17 protein-coding genes are annotated in these 18,154 nt (G+C 39.6%); 16 read left to right on the top strand and 1 reads right to left on the bottom strand.

The annotated features are described in order from the left end of the window. Positions 1-164: 164 nt before the first annotated feature. Positions 165-911: a flagellar basal body P-ring formation chaperone FlgA gene (gene flgA, locus AC2INI_RS10140; RefSeq protein WP_486304752.1), complete on the bottom strand. Its 747-nt coding sequence runs from the start codon at positions 909-911 to the stop codon at positions 165-167. Between the two features lie 74 nt (positions 912-985). Between flgA and AC2INI_RS10135 the strand changes: the two genes are divergently transcribed. From AC2INI_RS10135 to AC2INI_RS10060, 16 genes are all read left to right on the top strand, one after another. Further along, complete coding sequence (locus tag AC2INI_RS10135) at positions 986-1,906, top strand: chemotaxis protein CheV (RefSeq protein WP_122034200.1); 921 nt, start codon at positions 986-988, stop codon at positions 1,904-1,906. Between the two features lie 86 nt (positions 1,907-1,992). Next, the gene (locus AC2INI_RS10130; RefSeq protein ID WP_122036092.1) at positions 1,993-2,820 is read left to right on the top strand and encodes a CheR family methyltransferase; all 828 of its coding nucleotides are present in this window, start codon (positions 1,993-1,995) and stop codon (positions 2,818-2,820) included. Positions 2,821-3,012: 192 nt separating this feature from the next. After that, positions 3,013-3,408 (top strand): flagellar basal body rod protein FlgB, encoded by a 396-nt coding sequence (gene flgB / locus AC2INI_RS10125; RefSeq protein ID WP_065593831.1) that lies wholly within the window; start codon positions 3,013-3,015, stop codon positions 3,406-3,408. Between the two features lie 2 nt (positions 3,409-3,410). Next, positions 3,411-3,827 carry a flagellar basal body rod protein FlgC gene (gene flgC, locus AC2INI_RS10120; RefSeq protein ID WP_005420405.1) on the top strand — a complete coding sequence of 139 codons (417 nt, stop codon included), beginning with the start codon at positions 3,411-3,413 and terminating at the stop codon, positions 3,825-3,827. Positions 3,828-3,842: 15 nt separating this feature from the next. Then, complete coding sequence (flgD, locus tag AC2INI_RS10115; RefSeq protein WP_122034198.1) at positions 3,843-4,553, top strand: flagellar hook assembly protein FlgD; 711 nt, start codon at positions 3,843-3,845, stop codon at positions 4,551-4,553. A gap of 164 nt (positions 4,554-4,717) precedes the next feature. Further along, entirely contained in the window at positions 4,718-6,016 is a 1,299-nt protein-coding gene (flgE, locus tag AC2INI_RS10110) for a flagellar hook protein FlgE (RefSeq protein ID WP_122034196.1), read from the top strand. Between the two features lie 213 nt (positions 6,017-6,229). Further along, entirely contained in the window at positions 6,230-6,979 is a 750-nt protein-coding gene (locus AC2INI_RS10105) for a flagellar basal body rod protein FlgF (RefSeq protein WP_045102651.1), read from the top strand. Between the two features lie 54 nt (positions 6,980-7,033). Next, a complete protein-coding gene (gene flgG, locus AC2INI_RS10100) occupies positions 7,034-7,822 on the top strand; it encodes a flagellar basal-body rod protein FlgG (protein WP_486317271.1) in 789 nt (262 codons plus the stop codon). A 12-nt stretch (positions 7,823-7,834) separates the two neighbouring features. Further along, positions 7,835-8,626: a flagellar basal body L-ring protein FlgH gene (gene flgH, locus AC2INI_RS10095; RefSeq protein WP_122034192.1), complete on the top strand. Its 792-nt coding sequence runs from the start codon at positions 7,835-7,837 to the stop codon at positions 8,624-8,626. 2 nt (positions 8,627-8,628) lie between these two features. After that, positions 8,629-9,750: a flagellar basal body P-ring protein FlgI gene (locus AC2INI_RS10090; RefSeq protein ID WP_122034190.1), complete on the top strand. Its 1,122-nt coding sequence runs from the start codon at positions 8,629-8,631 to the stop codon at positions 9,748-9,750. Positions 9,751-9,887: 137 nt separating this feature from the next. Continuing rightward, entirely contained in the window at positions 9,888-10,892 is a 1,005-nt protein-coding gene (gene flgJ, locus AC2INI_RS10085) for a flagellar assembly peptidoglycan hydrolase FlgJ (protein WP_486304751.1), read from the top strand. Between the two features lie 271 nt (positions 10,893-11,163). Beyond that, complete coding sequence (flgK, locus tag AC2INI_RS10080; protein ID WP_486304750.1) at positions 11,164-13,044, top strand: flagellar hook-associated protein FlgK; 1,881 nt, start codon at positions 11,164-11,166, stop codon at positions 13,042-13,044. A gap of 17 nt (positions 13,045-13,061) precedes the next feature. After that, positions 13,062-14,255, top strand: a complete 1,194-nt coding sequence (gene flgL, locus AC2INI_RS10075) for a flagellar hook-associated protein FlgL (RefSeq protein WP_486304749.1) — start codon at positions 13,062-13,064, stop codon at positions 14,253-14,255. 738 nt (positions 14,256-14,993) lie between these two features. Next, the gene (locus tag AC2INI_RS10070) at positions 14,994-16,133 is read left to right on the top strand and encodes a flagellin (protein ID WP_122034182.1); all 1,140 of its coding nucleotides are present in this window, start codon (positions 14,994-14,996) and stop codon (positions 16,131-16,133) included. A 251-nt stretch (positions 16,134-16,384) separates the two neighbouring features. Further along, complete coding sequence (locus AC2INI_RS10065; RefSeq protein ID WP_486304748.1) at positions 16,385-16,765, top strand: hypothetical protein; 381 nt, start codon at positions 16,385-16,387, stop codon at positions 16,763-16,765. A gap of 56 nt (positions 16,766-16,821) precedes the next feature. Further along, positions 16,822-17,955: a flagellin gene (locus tag AC2INI_RS10060; protein ID WP_486304747.1), complete on the top strand. Its 1,134-nt coding sequence runs from the start codon at positions 16,822-16,824 to the stop codon at positions 17,953-17,955. The last annotated feature ends 199 nt before the right edge of the window (positions 17,956-18,154 follow it).

Genomic DNA, 18,154 nt, shown 5'->3' with positions numbered 1-18,154 from the left:
CTGTCAAAAAAATAACTTAAGTAAATAATGAAATTTTTTGACGCTTTTTTCATTATTTTTAAACTGTGGATAATATAAGCATAATTAGTGCCACAAAAATCATATCGGCAGTAAACAGGGATAGTTTAGAAAAAATAATTTTGATTGGTCTAAATTCGGTATTATTAGAAGCGAATACTAATCACACCTACATTAGTTACTATCCCACTGACTATACGGTTGGATTTATCATTTTTCACATTGATCTTATCACCAAGCGCACCATCACCTAAAGCGGTTCCTTTTGTGATGATACTTAATTCTCCTTTTACTGCCTTAATTATAACGCTGTCATTACGGCATACCATGCAGATATCGTTTTTTTCAACAACATTACCGGCCCTGACACTGCGTTTAATACGAGAACCAATAAGGTCGTTTACATTAACATACCCACCTCTGCGGTAGACTCGACTCGTAACTAAGGTCAGTGTTATATCTCTATTCGAGATTGTATGTCCTTTTGATAACGAGGTTACAGCGGTAGCTAAAGGCATCATAAGTTCTGATTTTACAGGAACATACACTTTCCAATTATCAGTTGGGCATTCAACAAGTACAGAAGTATTTCCGCTAGTATTGAGCTTTCCTGGCAAGGTGGTGGTTAGTGGGGTTGGGCAATCAGTCGCATAAATACGGCTATCAATACGCACAGCTTCCACTTGTAAGGTTCCATTTTTTGGTGTATCAATTTTCTGTTCAATAAATGATTCTGCTGCCTGTTTAATTGCCTTTAATTGCTCATCTGTGGCAGCATGGACATTCAAGCTAAAGAAACTTATAAATATGCCGATAACGCTTATAAGTCGATAAATGGTGATATTCATACTATGTTTTTCTATTATCATCATAATTTTAATATAAAATGCCATGTGGTATATCGTGTTCTTAATAGGTTTATGTTAGGCTCGCGATTCATTTATAATGGCACAAGATGGAGTCACATATGACAGGCATACTGGATTCGGTGAATCAGCGCACACAACTTGTAGGGCAGAACCGTTTAGAATTACTTACTTTTCGTCTTATGGGACGCCAACGTTATGGTATTAACGTATTTAAGGTAAAAGAAGTATTACAGTGTCCGAGATTGACTTCAATGCCTAATTTGAATCCTTTAGTAAAAGGCGTAGCTCATATTCGTGGCCAAACGATCTCGGTAATTGATTTAAGCCTTGCTACTGGCGGTCGTCCGACCACAGAAATAGATAAATGCTTTATTATTATTTCGGAATTTAACCGTACTATTCAAGGTTTTTTAGTTAAATCTGTTGAGCGTATTGTTAATATGCATTGGGAGGCGATTTTACCGCCGCCTCAAGGTACTGGACGTGCAAACTATTTAACTGCTGTGACAAATATTGACGATGAACTCGTTGAAATTTTGGATGTAGAAAAAATCTTAGCGGAAATTGCGCCTATTGATGAAACCATGAATGAAACATTGGTTGAAGAAATGGCAGCAATCAGCCCTGAAATTGTGCGAAAAGTACTGATTGCAGATGATTCAAGTGTTGCTCGTAAGCAAGTTCAACGTGCAGTACAATCTATCGGTTTTGAAACTATCATGGTAAAAGATGGTAAAGAAGCACTAGATAAACTCGTTGATATGGCTAATGAAGGCAGTATTTATGAGCAAATTGGCCTAGTAATCTCTGATGTTGAAATGCCAGAAATGGATGGTTATACATTAACAGCAGAAATTCGTCGTGAACCAGCATTAAAAGACTTACATGTTATATTGCATACTTCTTTAAGTGGTGTATTTAACCAAGCAATGGTTGAGCGTGTAGGTGCAAATCAGTTTATTGCAAAGTTTAACCCAGATGAATTGGGTGCTGCAGTTAAGAGAGCGGTAGAAAAGTAACTCCCGCTTTTTACAATAAGTTAATATATTAGCCATGGCTTTGGTAAGACATGGCAATTCATTTTTATTTGGAAGTAAAATCGTTAATGACAACTATAACTATCAACGAACAAGAGTATCGTGATTTTAGCCGTTTTCTTGAATCTCAATGTGGCATTGTCCTTGGTGACAGTAAGCAATATTTAGTAAGAAGTCGACTGAGTCCTTTAGTTGCTAAGTTTTCATTAGCTTCATTATCTGATCTATTAAAACAAGTAATTTCTGGTCGTAACCGTGAATTACGTGTTGCCGCGGTTGATGCGATGACAACCAATGAAACGCTATGGTTTAGAGACGGCTACCCATTTACCGTTTTATCTGAAAAATTATTGCCGGAGTTAGCGGCAAACCGTCGACCTCTTAAAATTTGGTCTGCGGCAAGTTCATCAGGTCAAGAAGCGTATTCTATGGGGATGATTATTTCAGAAATCCAAGCGCGTAAGCCTGGTTTTCTTCCAAATATTAGTATTACTGGAACGGACATTTCACCGACAATGCTAGATACATGTAAAGCCGGTGTTTATGATAATTTAGCATTAAGCCGAGGACTGTCTCCTGAGCGTCGTCGTGCGTTCTTTGAAGATGCTGGTGATGGCAAAATGAAGATTAATGATAAAATTAAACGTATGGTTAACTTCCGTCCGCAAAACTTGATGGATAGCTACAGCTTATTAGGCAAGTTCGATATCATTTTTTGCCGTAATGTATTGATTTACTTTTCACCAGATATGAAAGCCAAAGTGTTAAATCAGATGGCGGCAAGTCTTAACCCCGGCGGATATTTACTACTGGGTGCTTCTGAATCACTAACCGGTTTAACTGATAAGTTTGAAATGGTTCGTTGTAATCCAGGTATCATTTATAAGCTAAAATAATTAAAATTGATTAATTAGTATACAAAAGGCGGCTTAGGTCGCTTTTTTTGTGCTTGTTATTTAGAGTCGGCATAAATATTGCTAATTTTATGCAAGTAGTATCGTCAATCTGTTCTGTGAATTGAAAAGTTGGCATACAGGTTGCAATATGAAATATATATACTGCTAGTCAGTTCTTGTGGAGGGTTTGAAATGGCAATTTCTTTTGATAATGCACTAGGTATTCACCAGTATACGGTTGGAGTTCGCTCTGAACGTGCTGAAATGCTAGCGACGAACATCGCTCAAGCGAATACTCCGGGCTATAAAGCAAAAGGAATGGACTTTCAAAAAGCAATGCAGTCGGCAACATCTAAGGCAAGCATGGGTCTTAGCCGTACAGATGGTCGGCACATCAATGCCTCAACACGAGTGGCAGGGGAAATTCAATACCGCGTACCAACTCAACCTGATACGGGAGATGGCAATACGGTAGATGTGGATTTGGAGCGTAATTTATTTATGCAAAACCAACTTCGTCATCAAGCATCATTGGAATTTTTAGGTAGCAAATTCAAAAACCTAACCAAAGCAATTAAAGGGGAATAGAGATGAGCTTATTTAATGTTTTTAACGTTACAGGTTCTGCGATGAGTGCAGAGTCAGTTCGTCTTAACACCACTTCAAGTAACATGGCAAATGCTGACAGTGTAAGTAGCTCTGCTGCTGAAACTTATAAGGCTCGCCAAGCTGTCTTTGGTGCGGAATTGAGTAAAGCAAAATACAAACAAGATCATACAGTTCCTGTAAAAGTTCTTGGTATTGTTGAAAGCCAAAAACCATTACGTGCTGAATATAATCCTGATCACCCTATGGCAAATGACGATGGCTATATTTTTAAGCCAAACGTTAATGTGATGGAAGAAATGGCAAACATGATTTCTGCTTCTCGTTCATACCAAACGAATGTTCAAGTAGCAGATGCGAGTAAACAAATGTTGCAGAGTACTCTGCGAATGGGTCAATAAGGATAGGAGGTAGCTATGACTGGAATCAATAACGTTGGTCAAAACGGCTTGTCCTACATCGACCAGCTTAAAAGTCTTCAAGAGGCAAATAAGCCTGAAAAGGCTACTGGTGGCAAAAATGAACTGAAGCAAGAAGACTTCCTTTCATTATTAACCAAACAGTTGTCTCAGCAAGACCCGTTTAAGCCGGTTGAAAACGATCAAATGATTGCGCAAATGGCATCATTTGCAACCGTTGATGGTATTGGCAAGATGAATACACAGTTTGATAGCTTGAATTCATCAATGACATCTAACCAAGCATTACAAGCATCATCGCTTGTTGGCCGTGATGTTCTAGTACCTGGCGCTAAAGGGCTAAAAGAAGCAGATAAAAGTATGGCGGCAATGGTTAAATTGCCACAGGCAATTAATAACCTAATGGTTCGTGTTGAAAACGAGCAAGGCCAATTAATTCGTACTTTGAATGTGGGCGCTAAACCTGCTGGCGATACTCGTGTTGAGTGGGACGGCAAGGATGAAAAAGGCAATGTAATGCCTGCTGGTAGCTATAATATCAAAGCTGCTGGTGTGCTTGATGGAGAAAACAAAGAGTTTGGTGTATCAACATACGCTAACGTAAATAGTGTTCTTCTAGGCAAAGGCGATGGCAATGTTCTGCTTAATCTTGCTGGTTTTGCTTCACCTATGAAACTGGCAGAAGTGCTAGAAGTAGGTAAGGCATAAAAGGCGAATATTCAGTGCAGCAGTTTATCGCTGCCTGAATACTCCCATTTACTGTAACAAATTCATTAAAACATAGAGCTATGCCAATTCCTTTAACATTCCCAATTGACTGTGATCGTTAATGGAATTGGAAATCATCAGCGTAGCTAGATAGGAGATATCAAATGTCATACGTAGCATTAAGTGGTCTAGCCGCTGCTCAAAAAGATCTAAACACAACATCAAACAACTTGGCGAATGCCAATACGTTTGGTTTTAAAGAGTCTCGTGCAGAGTTTGGTGATGTTTATTCATCATCGTTGTTTTCAAATGCCAAAACCACAACAGGTGGTGGTGCACAAACAACGAAAATTGCTCAGCAATTCCATGAAGGCTCAAGTATTTATACTAACAACCCAATGGATTTACGTATTTCTGGTCAAGGTTTCTTTGCGGTAGCAAAAGATCGCCTACAGCCAGCAACGAATGAATTAAGCCGTAACGGTGCATTTCACTTAGATAATGAAAACTATGTAACTACATCAAATGATGAATTCTTATTAGGTTACGAAGTTGATCCTGAGTCAGGCAATGTATCTTCTTATGAGCCAAAAGCACTGAAGATCCCAGACCAATTTGGTAAACCAAAACCAACAGAAAACGTTGAGATTGGCATGAACTTGCCTGCGACTGAAGTACCAAAAGATCCTGCTCTTTTTGATATGAACGATCCTGATACTTACAATAAGTCGACATCGGTAACGACGTACGATTCATTAGGTCAACCATATAAAATGACCACTTATTATGTGAAAGATGCAACGCAACCAAACCGCTGGAATGTGTTCTATTCATCAACAGATATTGATGGTGAAAAACCCGTAAATATCAATGCAGGTGATGCGACAAATGCGGCAGGTCAAACTGGTCATTCGATTATATTTAATAATGATGGTACAACTCAAAGTATCAATGCTGGTCAACCGGTTGCAACAACAACGCTAGGTGAGAATGGTTTAAACTTAAATGGTGCTGATCCTTCTCAGACATTAACGATGAAGTTTGATAACCCAACGCAGTTCTCAGCACCGTTTGAAATGCGTCGTTTCAGTGAAGATGGCGCAACAACAGGTTACTTATCAAAAGTAGATATTGATAAGAGTGGTAACATTGTTGGTTCTTATTCAAATGGTAAAGATGTGACATTAGGTCGCGTAGCAATGGTTCGTGTAACTAACCAACAAGGCCTTGCTCAAAACGGTGGCACTCAATGGTCAACGACACAAGCATCTGGAGCTGCAATTTGGGGTGAAGCAAACCAAGGTTCATTTGGTGATATTCAAAGTGGTACGTTAGAGCAATCAAACATCGATATGACTCAAGAGTTGGTTGATTTGATTTCTGCACAACGTAACTTCCAAGCGAACTCTCGTTCATTGGATGTACATAACCAACTGCAACAAAATATCCTACAAATTCGTTAATTTAAACGAGTATCTATTTATCAAATTGCCGTCGACATTGACGGCAATTTTTTACCCAGAATTGTTGCCTCTTGGTTTCAATCTTTTTCCTCCCCGGTACCATGCCTCTTCTTTTTCTTCACTGTTACACTTCTAACCTTTTGATATGAAACATTAAAAAAACTTGGCACACTCATTGCTATTATAACTTCAGATAGATTATTGGAGTTCATTATGGATCGCGCATTATTTTTAGCCATGAGTGGCGCAAAGCAAAACATGCAAGCTATGCAGCTGCGTTCAAACAACCTTGCCAACGTAAGTACAACGGGTTTCCGTGCTGATTTAGAGCAAGCACGTTCAATGCAAGCGTATGGTGAAGGTTTGCCTACTCGTGTGTTCAATATGACAGAGCGTCCAGGAAGTAGCTTTTCTCAAGGTTCAGTAATTACAACTGGCCGTGATTTAGATTTAACAATTGAAGGCGATGGCTGGATTTCAGTGATGGACAACACCGGTCGTGAAGGTTTGACTCGTGCTGGTAATCTAAAAATAGATGAGACAGGTTTATTAATGAATGGCAGCGGCCACCTAGTATTAGGTGAGAATGACGCGCCAATTACGTTGCCGCTTCCGATCTCAAAGATTCAAATTGCAAAGGACGGCACTATCTCTGTTCTTGAGCAAGGTGCTCCAGCTGAAGCGATGGCAGAAGTTGACCGCATTAAATTAGTTCGTACCGATAATCGCGATTTATTTAAAGACACGAATGGTTTGTTCCGTTCGAAAAATCCTAATAATGCATTTCAAGCAGACGCGGGTGTAACCGTACTAAAAGGTGCATTAGAAGGCAGTAACGTTAATGCCGTAGGTGAGATGACCAATTTAATTGATTTGCAGCGTCAGTTTGAAATGCAAGTCAAGATGATGAGTACCGCTGAAGAGATGGATAAAGCTTCAGACTCATTATTACGTATGGGTTAATTGAACAATTAACTTGATTAACTTAATACATTAAAGAATTTAGAGGAATACACAATGAATCCAGCATTATGGGTAAGTAAAACAGGCTTAGACGCACAGCAAACTAACATTGCGACTATCTCAAACAACTTGGCGAATGCCTCAACGGTTGGTTTTAAAAAGAGCCGTGCCGTATTTGAAGATCTGTTTTACCAAAACGTAAACCAAGCCGGTGCTCAGTCAACACAAAACACAGAGTTACCAACTGGCTTAATGCTAGGTGCGGGTTCTAAAGTTGTGGCAACACAAAAAGTATTTACTAACGGTAATGCTCAAACCACGTCTAACGGCATGGATATGATGATCGAAGGCAAAGGCTTTTTCCAAGTGACTATGCCTGATGGCAACATTGGTTATTCTCGTAATGGTCAATTTACGTTAAATGATGAAGGCGCAATCGTAACAACAGGCGCTGGTTACCGTTTAGAACCAGAAATTATCGTTCCTGAAGATGCAATTAATGTAACTGTTGGTACGGATGGTGAAGTGTCTGTTCGTCTACGTGGCCAACAAGATAACCAAGTGATTGGTCAAATCACAACGGTTGATTTCATTAACCCAGGTGGTTTAGAGCCTGTAGGTCAAAACCTTTACTTACCAACAGGTGCTAGTGGTGACCCACAGGAAGGGGTTCCTGGTGTAGAAGGCTTAGGTGCTATTCGTCAATCTATGCTTGAAGCATCAAACGTAAACGTAACTGAAGAGCTAGTGAACATGATCGAAGCACAACGTGTTTATGAAATGAACTCAAAAGTAATTTCTGCTGTTGATAAAATGGCAAGCTTTGTTAACCAACAACTGTAATTGGTGATTAGGATGAAACGTCTTCTTTGTTTACTAATGCTAACGACTCTAACCGGTTGTGAAGCGCTATTAGTTCAAAACCCGAACTTACAAGATAGCGAAGTGACTTCTGCTACCACCAATGTTGATGCAGTAGAAGGTGATAAAGCGAAAGAAGAGGGAGGGGGCATTATTGATACACTTCGTGGTCGTAATGATCCTATTTCAGGCGATCCAGCTTGGGCTCCTATTCATCCTAAAGAGAAACCAGAGCATTACGCTGCGGCAACAGGTTCATTGTTCAATATGGATCATGCTCAAGACATGTATGACGATACCAAGCCTCGTGGTTTAGGTGACATTGTTACTGTGACTTTAGCTGAGAATACCAAAGCGGCAAAAAGTGCCGATGCTGAATTATCAAAATCAAATGATTCAAGCATGGACCCATTGCAAGTCGGTGGTCAAGAGTTACAGATGGGTGGCCAATATAATTTCTCTTACGAGCTATCTAACGATAATAACTTCACCGGAAACACCTCAGCTAACCAAAGTAACAGTTTAAGTGGTTCGATCACGGTAGAAGTAGTAGAAGTTTTAGCTAACGGTAACTTATTGATCCGTGGCGAGAAGTGGCTAACACTTAATACTGGGGATGAATATATCCGATTGAGTGGCACTATTCGTCCTGATGACATTAGTTTTGATAACACCATTGCATCAACCCGAATTTCAAACGCACGTATCCAGTATTCAGGTACGGGTGATCAACAAGATATGCAAGAACCTGGATTCTTGGCACGATTCTTTAATGTAGCACTATAATAATGACGAATCGTTGGAGTTTTGACGTGAATAAAAGCCTAGTTACTTTAATCTTTACTTGGTTATGCCTAAGTATCTCTACAGCACAAGCAGCACGTATTAAAGACGTGGCAGAAGTTGCTGGGGTTCGTAGTAACCAATTAATTGGTTATGGCTTGGTTTCAGGCTTACCAGGTACTGGTGAATCAACACCATTTACCGATCAAAGCTTTAATGCCATGCTGCAAAACTTTGGTATTCAATTACCACCAGGTACAAAGCCAAAAACAAAAAACGTGGCGGCAGTGATGGTTACCGCAACCTTGCCTGCATTTTCAAAACAAGGTCAAGTAGTTGATGTGACGGTTTCTTCTGTAGGTTCCGCAAAAAGCTTACGTGGTGGTACTTTGCTACAAACCTTCCTGAAAGGTCTGGACGGTAAGACCTACGCTATTGCACAAGGTAACTTAATTGTAAGTGGCTTTAGTGCTACGGGGGCTGACGGTTCTAAAATTGTTGGTAATAACCCAACCGTAGGTCGTATCTCTGGTGGCGCAATGGTTGAACGTGAGATCCCATCTCCATTTGGCCGTGGTGATTTCATCACCTTTAATTTATTAGAGTCTGATTTTACTACTGCTCAACGTATGGCTGATGCAGTAAACAACTTCCTAGGTCCAAACATGGCGTCAGCGGTTGATGCAACTTCTGTTCGTGTGCGTGCACCTCGTGATATCAGCCAACGAGTGGCTTTCTTATCAGCCGTCGAGAATGTTGATTTTGATCCAGCAGATGGTTCTGCAAAAATTATTGTTAACTCTCGTACTGGTACTATTGTTGTCGGTAAACACGTGAAATTAAAAGCTGCCGCAGTGACTCACGGTGGTATGACGGTTGCGATTAAAGAAAATTTACAAGTAAGCCAACCGGGTCCATTTAGTGATGGTCAAACGGTTGTTGTACCTGACTCTGATATTGAAGTGACAGAAGAGCAAGGCAAAATGTTTAAGTTTGAGCCGGGACTAACCCTTGATGATTTAGTCCGAGCTGTAAATGAAGTAGGTGCAGCACCATCGGATTTGATGGCGATTCTACAAGCATTGAAGCAAGCTGGTGCAATTGAAGGTCAATTGATCATTATTTAATGTTCCTTGATAAACAGAAAAATAATTACAGGAAACGCACTTCTTCGGAAGTGCGTTTTTTTTGGCATTAAACTTGCTCTGTTAGTAATGTAGAGACAGTCGATTTATTACCCTGATTAAAAAGAGTAAGCGTAAAAATGAATAATTCAGTAAATATGACAGACGTAGGTTTTATCCATGATGTGGGTGGCCTAGATAACTTACGTAAAAGTGCGGTTAATGGCGATCAAGAAAGCCAAGACAAAGCGCTGCGTGCGGCGGCTGAACAATTTGAATCTATTTTTACGCAAATGCTTTTTAAATCAATGCGTAATGCTAATAATTCATTCAAATCAGATATGATGAGCAGTGATAATCAGCAGTTCTTTGAGCAAATGCGTGATGATCAAATGGCGACAGAATTGTCGAAAAAAGGCTCATTAGGCTTAGCTGATATGATTGTTGCACAACTTGGCGCATCAATGAATCAAGAGCCACCAGTGCATAACGGCAAAAACTTAGAGCAAGATGCTCGCATGGCAATGCGCAAAGCGGCAACCGATGAAACGTTACGCTTGCCGGTTGATTACTCATATCCAAAGGGTTCTGAAGCTAAACAAGCATCACAGACTGAATCAGCAAGTATTGCACAGCTAGAAAAAGCATTGGCAGCAAGACCGGTACAACAACCTGAGAAATTTGATTCTCCTCAGCAATTTGTAGAAACCATGAAGCCGTATGCTGAGAAAGCCGCAAAAGCATTAGGCATTGACTCAAATGTATTAATTGCTCAAGCCGCGCTAGAAACTGGTTGGGGTAAAAAAGTTATTCAAAATTCAGTGGATTCTAGCCATAACTTATTCAACATTAAAGCCGATAGAAGCTGGCAGGGCGATAAGATAGCTAAGAATACGTTGGAATATCACGATAATGTCGCAGTGACAGAGAATGCTGCCTTCCGTTCATACGATAACTATGAAGAGAGCTTTAGTGATTTTGTTCGATTCTTAAATCAAAACCCACGTTATGAGCGCGCATTACAACAAACAGAAAGTTCAGAAAGTTTTATTAAAGGGATCCACAGTGCTGGTTATGCAACTGATCCAAACTACACTAATAAAGTCATGAGTGTAATGAAGACCGTAGAAAGCTTAACTAAATAAACCTTACTGAATTAGTAAATATCTAAAATCCTGCTGCTTAGTGTTGTCATATCACTGAGCGGCAGGATTTTTTGCTTTATTGCCGCTTAAAAACCAAAAGAGGCAAAGAAAGGCGATAAATACAGAAATCTAGTGGCAAAGAGAGACTTTAAGGTTGTGGGTTTATCTATCTCATTGAAAATGCTGAGTTTAAAAGTTGGCACACTGATTGCTATATTAGTTTTGTTAGGAAATTTTTTATCGCATCTTTTATAGAGTTTTTGGAGGCAACATGGGACTTGATCTGCTACATCTAGGTACACAAGGTGTGCTTACGGCGCAGCGTCAACTGAATACGACCAGTCACAATATTAACAACGTTAATACTGAAGGCTTTAGTCGTCAATCGGTAGTTCAAGACACAAATATGCCTCATTGGGTGTCAGGTGCAAACCTCGGCGCAGGCGTGCACGTTGCCGCTGTGCGACGTTCGTTTGATCAGTTCGCAACTAACGAATTGAACCTTTCTACAACCAACCTAAGCTACTCTATGGATACAGAAGCTAACCTTGATGTTCTAACGAATATGATGTCATCTATTGGTGCTAAGCGTATTCCAGAAAACATCAATGATTGGTTTGATGCCGTAAAAACTCTTGCCGACAGCCCTAACGAAATCGGTGCACGTAAAGTAGTCCTAGAAAAATCACGTCTTGTTTCACAAAGCTTAAATGACTTTTATGAGAACGTACGTCAGCAAAACTCAGACGTAAATAAAAAGATGGATCTAACGGTAGAGCGCATGAATGGTATTGCTCTAGAGTTAAAAGAAATTAACCAAATGATGGTCAAGACCCCGGGTCCGCACAATGACCTAATGGATCGTCATGAAAAGTTAATTAAAGAACTGTCTCAATACACAAAAGTTACCATTACTAAGCGTGATAACGAGAATGCATTCAATGTCTTAATTGGTGGTGGACACATGCTAGTGTCTGGTACTCATTCAAGTGAATTGAAAATGATAGCAGGGACTCCTGACCCATTACAGCGCCGACTAGCTATGGTTGAAGGTAAGGGAATGAAAGCGATTCAACATGATAGTATTGGCGGTAAAATGTCAGCGTTATTTGAATTGCGTGATAGCACAATTCCTACCATCATGGATGAATTAGGCCGCGTGGCAGTTGGTTTCAGCAGTGAAGTTAACCGTTTACAAAGCCAAGCAATAGATCTGCGTGGACAGATTGGTGCAAACATTTTCTCTGATGTTAACTCAGAGCAAGCAGCTCGTAGCCGCGCCATTATTCCTGGGGACTCTTCTGCTGAAGTTGGTGTATTCATTGATGATATTAGCCAACTAAAAGCAGGCGATTATGCCCTAAAGTATGATGGCAGCCAATATACGGTGACCCGACCTACAGGTGAAGTACAGCGTTTAGACCCAACCGGTAACCCATCGACCTTTTTCCTAGACGGTATGCGAGTTGAAATTCGTGAACCACTAGGTGCCGGTGAACGTGTATTACTTCGTCCAACGCGTATAGCGGCTGGCGAAATGAAGCTTGAAATGAATGAAGCTGAGAAAATAGCCGCACAAAGCTATGCAAGCTCAGCGACATTCGCAACAGGTAATGCAAAATTTAAAGTATTACAAGCGGGTGAATTAAAAGAGTTTCAAGTTGTTATTTCTCCTGCTGCAAATCAATTTGCCGTTTTGGATATGAAAGGCAAAATGTTGCTTGAACCACAAACTTACCCGCCAAAAGGCGCAGTAACTGTGGGTGGTACAACATTTGAACTTACTGGTGGTGCCGCAGCAAATGATAAATTTGCAGCTAACTTAGTTCCATCTGAAGGTGATAATGGTAACTTGCTATTAATGCAAGGCTTGCAAACACGTAAAGTGATGGACGAAGGTCGCTCAACCGTTATTGATTTATATCAGAACGTAAATACAGAGATTGGCCTTAAAAAAGCGACAGCCTCTCGTTTATCTGAAGTTTCACGTGTAGAGAATGAAGCTGCACAAAGTCGTGTTGCTTCTGTTGCTGGCGTAAACTTAGATGAAGAAGCGGCAAACATGATGAAGTTTCAACAAGCATACATGGCTTCTTCTCGAATCATGAAAGCGGCAGATGAGACGTTTAATTCAATTTTGCAATTATCGTAATTAGGAGGCAATAGAGTATGTTAAATCGTATTTCAAGCTTTCATAACTACCAATCAGTTCAAAATGATATTTCTCGTCAAGAAGCGAAAGTTCATCAAAACAGCGCGCAATTGGCGTCAGGTAAAAAGCTATTAACTGCAGGTGACGACCCCGTTGCTGCGTTATATGCACAAAACTTAACGCAAAAGAAAGAAGAGTTACGTCAATACAGCGATACTATTGTTTTAGCGCGTAACCGTTTAGAGCGTCATGAAGTAGCCATCGCTAATGCTGAACAGTTTGCTGATGATGCTAAACGTAGTGTTATGGAAATGATTAACGGTTCTCTTGCACCAGAAGATCGTTATGCTCATGCACAAGACATTAAAGGCATTGCAGATAATTTTTTAAATCTAACTAACATGTTAGATGAATCAGGGAATTATTTATTCTCTGGTACCAAGTCAAAAACACAACCATTCTTCCGATCGAATGATGGAACTGTTGCTTATGCTGGTGATGAATATCAGCGTAGTTTGAAAGTATCAGGTTCAATAGAAGTGGCTGTAAATGACTCGGGCAGTAAATTATTTACAGAAATTAAAAACCCATTTGGTGATTACGACCCGCAATATTCACTAAAAGAAGGGTCTGAATTACTACTGTCCAAAGCGACAAATACAAATTATACCGATCCTGCAACGTATGAAGTCAGTTTTAATGCTGGTGCTGATGGTAAATATAATTACCAATTATCAAAAGATGGTAGTGCAGTAAAAACTGCCCTGTTTGATCCTGCTGAAGGGATTAAATATGAAGGGATAGATATACAGATCCGTGGCCAGCTAAAAGCAGGCGATACGATTACTCTTGAACCAAAGAAAACGATTAGCGTTTTTGATTCTTTCAAAAAAGCACAAGAACTGGCACTAAACCATGTATCTGATGCGTCAAGTACAGCTGAGTTACATCAAGTGACTGATGAGTTTCATGCCGCATTTATTCACTTAAGCCAAGCTCAGGCTGAAGTAGGAACAAGACAAAATACGCTTGATCAACAAGAAATGCAGCACCAAGATTTTGATTTAACAATCTCTAAATCGTTAAGCTCAATTGAAGATTTGGATTATGCTCAAGCCGTGATTGAATTTAGTGAGAATACACGTGCACTTCAGGCTTCTCAGCAAGCCTTTGGTAAAGTAAAAGACATAACATTATTTAATTACGTATAGAGATTAAATAATATTGAAAGCTCAACAGACATGTTGGGCTTTTTTTATGCCTGCTATTTATCGTTACCATCGGTGTGGGAAGATGAATGTGGTGATTTATGGAAATCTCTATAACTATATGAACTATAAAATAAAACCCTAATAGGAATAGCTTTGCCGCTTCACTTGAATATTGTAAATATTTGCCGCCTATTATTGAAAATCACAGTTATTTTCCTATTTTATTCTTATTGGTTGTACTTAAGCCATAGATAGACGTTTTAGTAAAATGTAATCTACTGGTTAGTTCTTAAATATTGACTGAGAGACAATGCGGCAATGTTTATAAAAAAGCGGCAAGAAGGTTGGTTTTCAAGTATTTAGAGTATGGTGGGTGAGTATTGATTGGTCACTTAAGTCTTTGATTTTAATTGGTTGTATTTTATTTTTTTGATATTTTCCTTTCAATTTTTAAAACTGGCACACCTTATGCTAATTAATAACTATGACTGAGACGTTCACAGTTTGCCAATGGTAAATAGTGACATAGCAGTTGCAAAGTAGAGTTAATCATTTTGCTTTTGCATGTCAGTCATTAATGTATGTGTTTCTCTCATCTTGGCATGAGATTTGATATGTAAATTACATGACATTGAAAAACATTGGCCAATTGTGGCTGATATTTAACTATGAATTTTAAATATTTCTGAATAGAGCAGAAAGTAGATTTCGTGAAAACGAAACTCAAGGAGAGCAACGATGGCTGTAAATGTAAATACTAACGTATCTGCGATGACTGCGCAGCGTTACCTAAATAACGCAACGAACGATCTAAACAACTCAATGGAGCGTTTGTCTTCAGGTACTAAAATCAACAGCGCAAAAGATGACGCTGCTGGTCTACAAATTTCTAACCGCTTAACAGCTCAGACTCGTGGTCTTGATGTTGCTATGCGTAATGCGAACGATGGTATTTCTATCGCTCAAACAGCTGAAGGTGCGATGAACGAATCGACAAACATCCTTCAACGTATGCGTGATTTATCACTACAAGCGGCAAACGGTTCTAACTCAGATCAAGATCGCTCTTCTATCCAAGAAGAAGTACATGCACTGTCTGATGAATTAAACCGTATTGCTGAAACAACCTCTTTTGGTGGTCGTCGTCTACTTAACGGTACGTTCGGTGAGTCAGCATTCCAAATCGGCGCAAATGCTGGTGAAGCTATCCTTATTGAATTAACGTCTGTACGTGCTGATGACAGCCGCATGGGTGGTCAACGTTTTGTTTCTGAAAACGGTAAAGGCGCATCTTGGAATGTAGAAGCTGGCAAAAATGACCTAAAATTAGAGTTTACAACTCAAAAAGGTGAAGCTGTTTCTATCGATATCAACGCTAAAGCTGGTGACGATATTGAAGAGTTAGCGACATACATTAACGGTCAATCAGACAAGATCTCTGCATCTGTTGGTGATGAAGGTAAACTTCAACTGTTTGTTGCTGAACCATCTATCGAAGGTGAGTTAGCAGTATCAGGTAACCTTGCGTCTGAGTTAGGTTTAGCTGGCGGTGCTGGTATCAAAGCAACAGTTGATAAACTAGACGTAACATCAGTGGGTGATGCTCAAGTTTCTATCGGCGTTATCGACTCTGCACTTGCTTATATCGACCGTGAGCGTGCTGACTTAGGTGCTAAACAAAACCGTTTAGGCCACAGCATCAACAACTTGTCTAACATTCAAGAGAATGTGTCTGCTTCTAACAGCCGAATCAAAGATACTGATTTTGCTAAAGAAACAACAAACATGACAAAAGCACAAATCCTTCAGCAGTCTAGTACGTCTATTCTTGCTCAAGCGAAACAGTTACCAAACGCTGCACTAACTTTACTGCAGTAATTGAGTAACTAACAACAGTCATCTTAGTGAACAAGAGGTGCTCTCATCTCTCATCATCCTCTTGTTCATTTGATTGTTGGCAAGCTTCAGGTAACTGGTTTTTTGTGTTCTTCTCACAGATCTCCTCATAAAAAACCAGCCTAGCTTTATGCCCCTTCATTGGGGCTACCCTTCTAAAAATACTCTTTTTAATTTAGAAAACCTTATTTCGGTCGATGACTTACTGTCTATTCTATAAGTAAGGTCATGCTATGAGTTCATTCTTACGATTTTTATTATTAACTTCTTTATCTTTTTCTACGCTTAGTGCCCAGCTGCACAATAATGATGTTGTATCTTATGTGAAATATGATTCATTCATTTTAGCTAAATCATGCATCGATCCAGATGTTGAGCGCTACTTTAAAGAAAAAGGCATCAATTCTAGAAATAGCCATATTAAAGGCTATGGAGAATGCTTTAATTCTCCTATTCATAAAGTAAAACGTAAGGCCATAAAAGATCTAAAACATTATTTAGGAGAAGAATGCTCAAGTCCTGCTTTTATTAACTTATTGAAGTCGGAAGGTATTGATCCTAATCATTATCAAATAGAAAGCAGCAGCCGCTGCCATCATCAAAATATCAGTTAAGCTTTGAGTAATTTGGCCGCTATAACTATTAAGATTAAATATATTAAGAGATTGTTATGTCTGTAACGGTAAACACCAATGTGTCTGCAATGACGGCACAGCGATATTTAAATCAAGCGACAGAGCAGTTAAATCAATCGATGGAACGTCTTTCTTCTGGTAAGCGAATTAATAGCGCTAAAGATGATGCTGCAGGACTGCAAATTTCCAATCGACTACAAGCTCAAATGAGCGGATTAGATGTTGCCGTGCGTAATGCTAATGATGGTATTTCTATTGCCCAAACTGCAGAAGGGGCAATGAATGAAAGTACTAACATTCTTCAGCGTATGCGTGACTTAGCACTGCAGTCATCAAATGGCTCTAACTCTCAACAAGATCGCCAGGCAATACAAGAAGAAGCGGATGCCTTAAATGATGAATTGAACCGTATTGCAGAAACCACCTCTTTTGGTGGCCGTCGTTTATTGAATGGTCAATTTGGAACATCAACTTTCCAGATTGGTGCTAATGCGGGTGAGGCTGTTCAACTAACGCTAGGCAGTATGCGATCTGATACTTTAGCTATGGGGGGATTTCATTACACCTCTCAAAGCCAGTTAAACAAAGGTTGGACAGTTCCTGAGGGCGGCCAAACGTTAACAATGTCATTTGCTGATGAAAATGGTAAAGCTCAAGAAATCACGATAGAAGCGAAAGCGGGTGATGATATTGAGGAGTTGGCAACTTACATCAATGGGCAAAATGATACCGTTCAAGCGTCAGTGGATGAGAACGGCCAATTGCAATTATTTACCGCGGGTGATTTAGTCTCAAGTGCGGTGACCTTTGGCGGTTCATTATCTGCTGAATTAGCCATTGGTGGTGCTGTATTTGATACCGTGAATGACTTAGATTTAACGACAGTAGGTGGTTCTCAAAAAGCGATTGCAACGTTAGATGCAGCCATGGGATTTGTCGATAAAGAGCGTGCGACATTAGGTGCGTTCCAGAACCGTTTTGATCATGCAATTAATAATTTAAATAATATTAATGAAAATATCTCGGCATCAAACAGTCGTATTGAAGATACCGACTTTGCAAAAGAAACGGTTGAGATGATGAAAGCGCAAATCTTACAACAAGTAAGTTCCACTGTACTTGCTCAAGCCAAACAAGCGCCTGATATTGCACTGAAGTTGCTTGGTTAATACATCAGTTAGTTTATATAGTAAGAAGCCAGCGAAAGCTGGTTTTTTTTGCCTAAAGAAAAGGAGAAGGTGCTTTTCTCGGACAGAATAGTAAAAACTTTAGTTGTTTTTTTGTCAAAGATTTAAAAAATTGAAGCGTGGTCATAGTTCATAAAGCAATCAATGATTTTATAAGAAAATCGATAAAGGTTTATTTTTA

The sequence above is a fragment of the Aliivibrio friggae genome (assembly GCF_057368515.1).
Note: the sequence above shows the minus strand (reverse complement) of the source record. Positions and strands in the feature narration are given on the sequence as shown.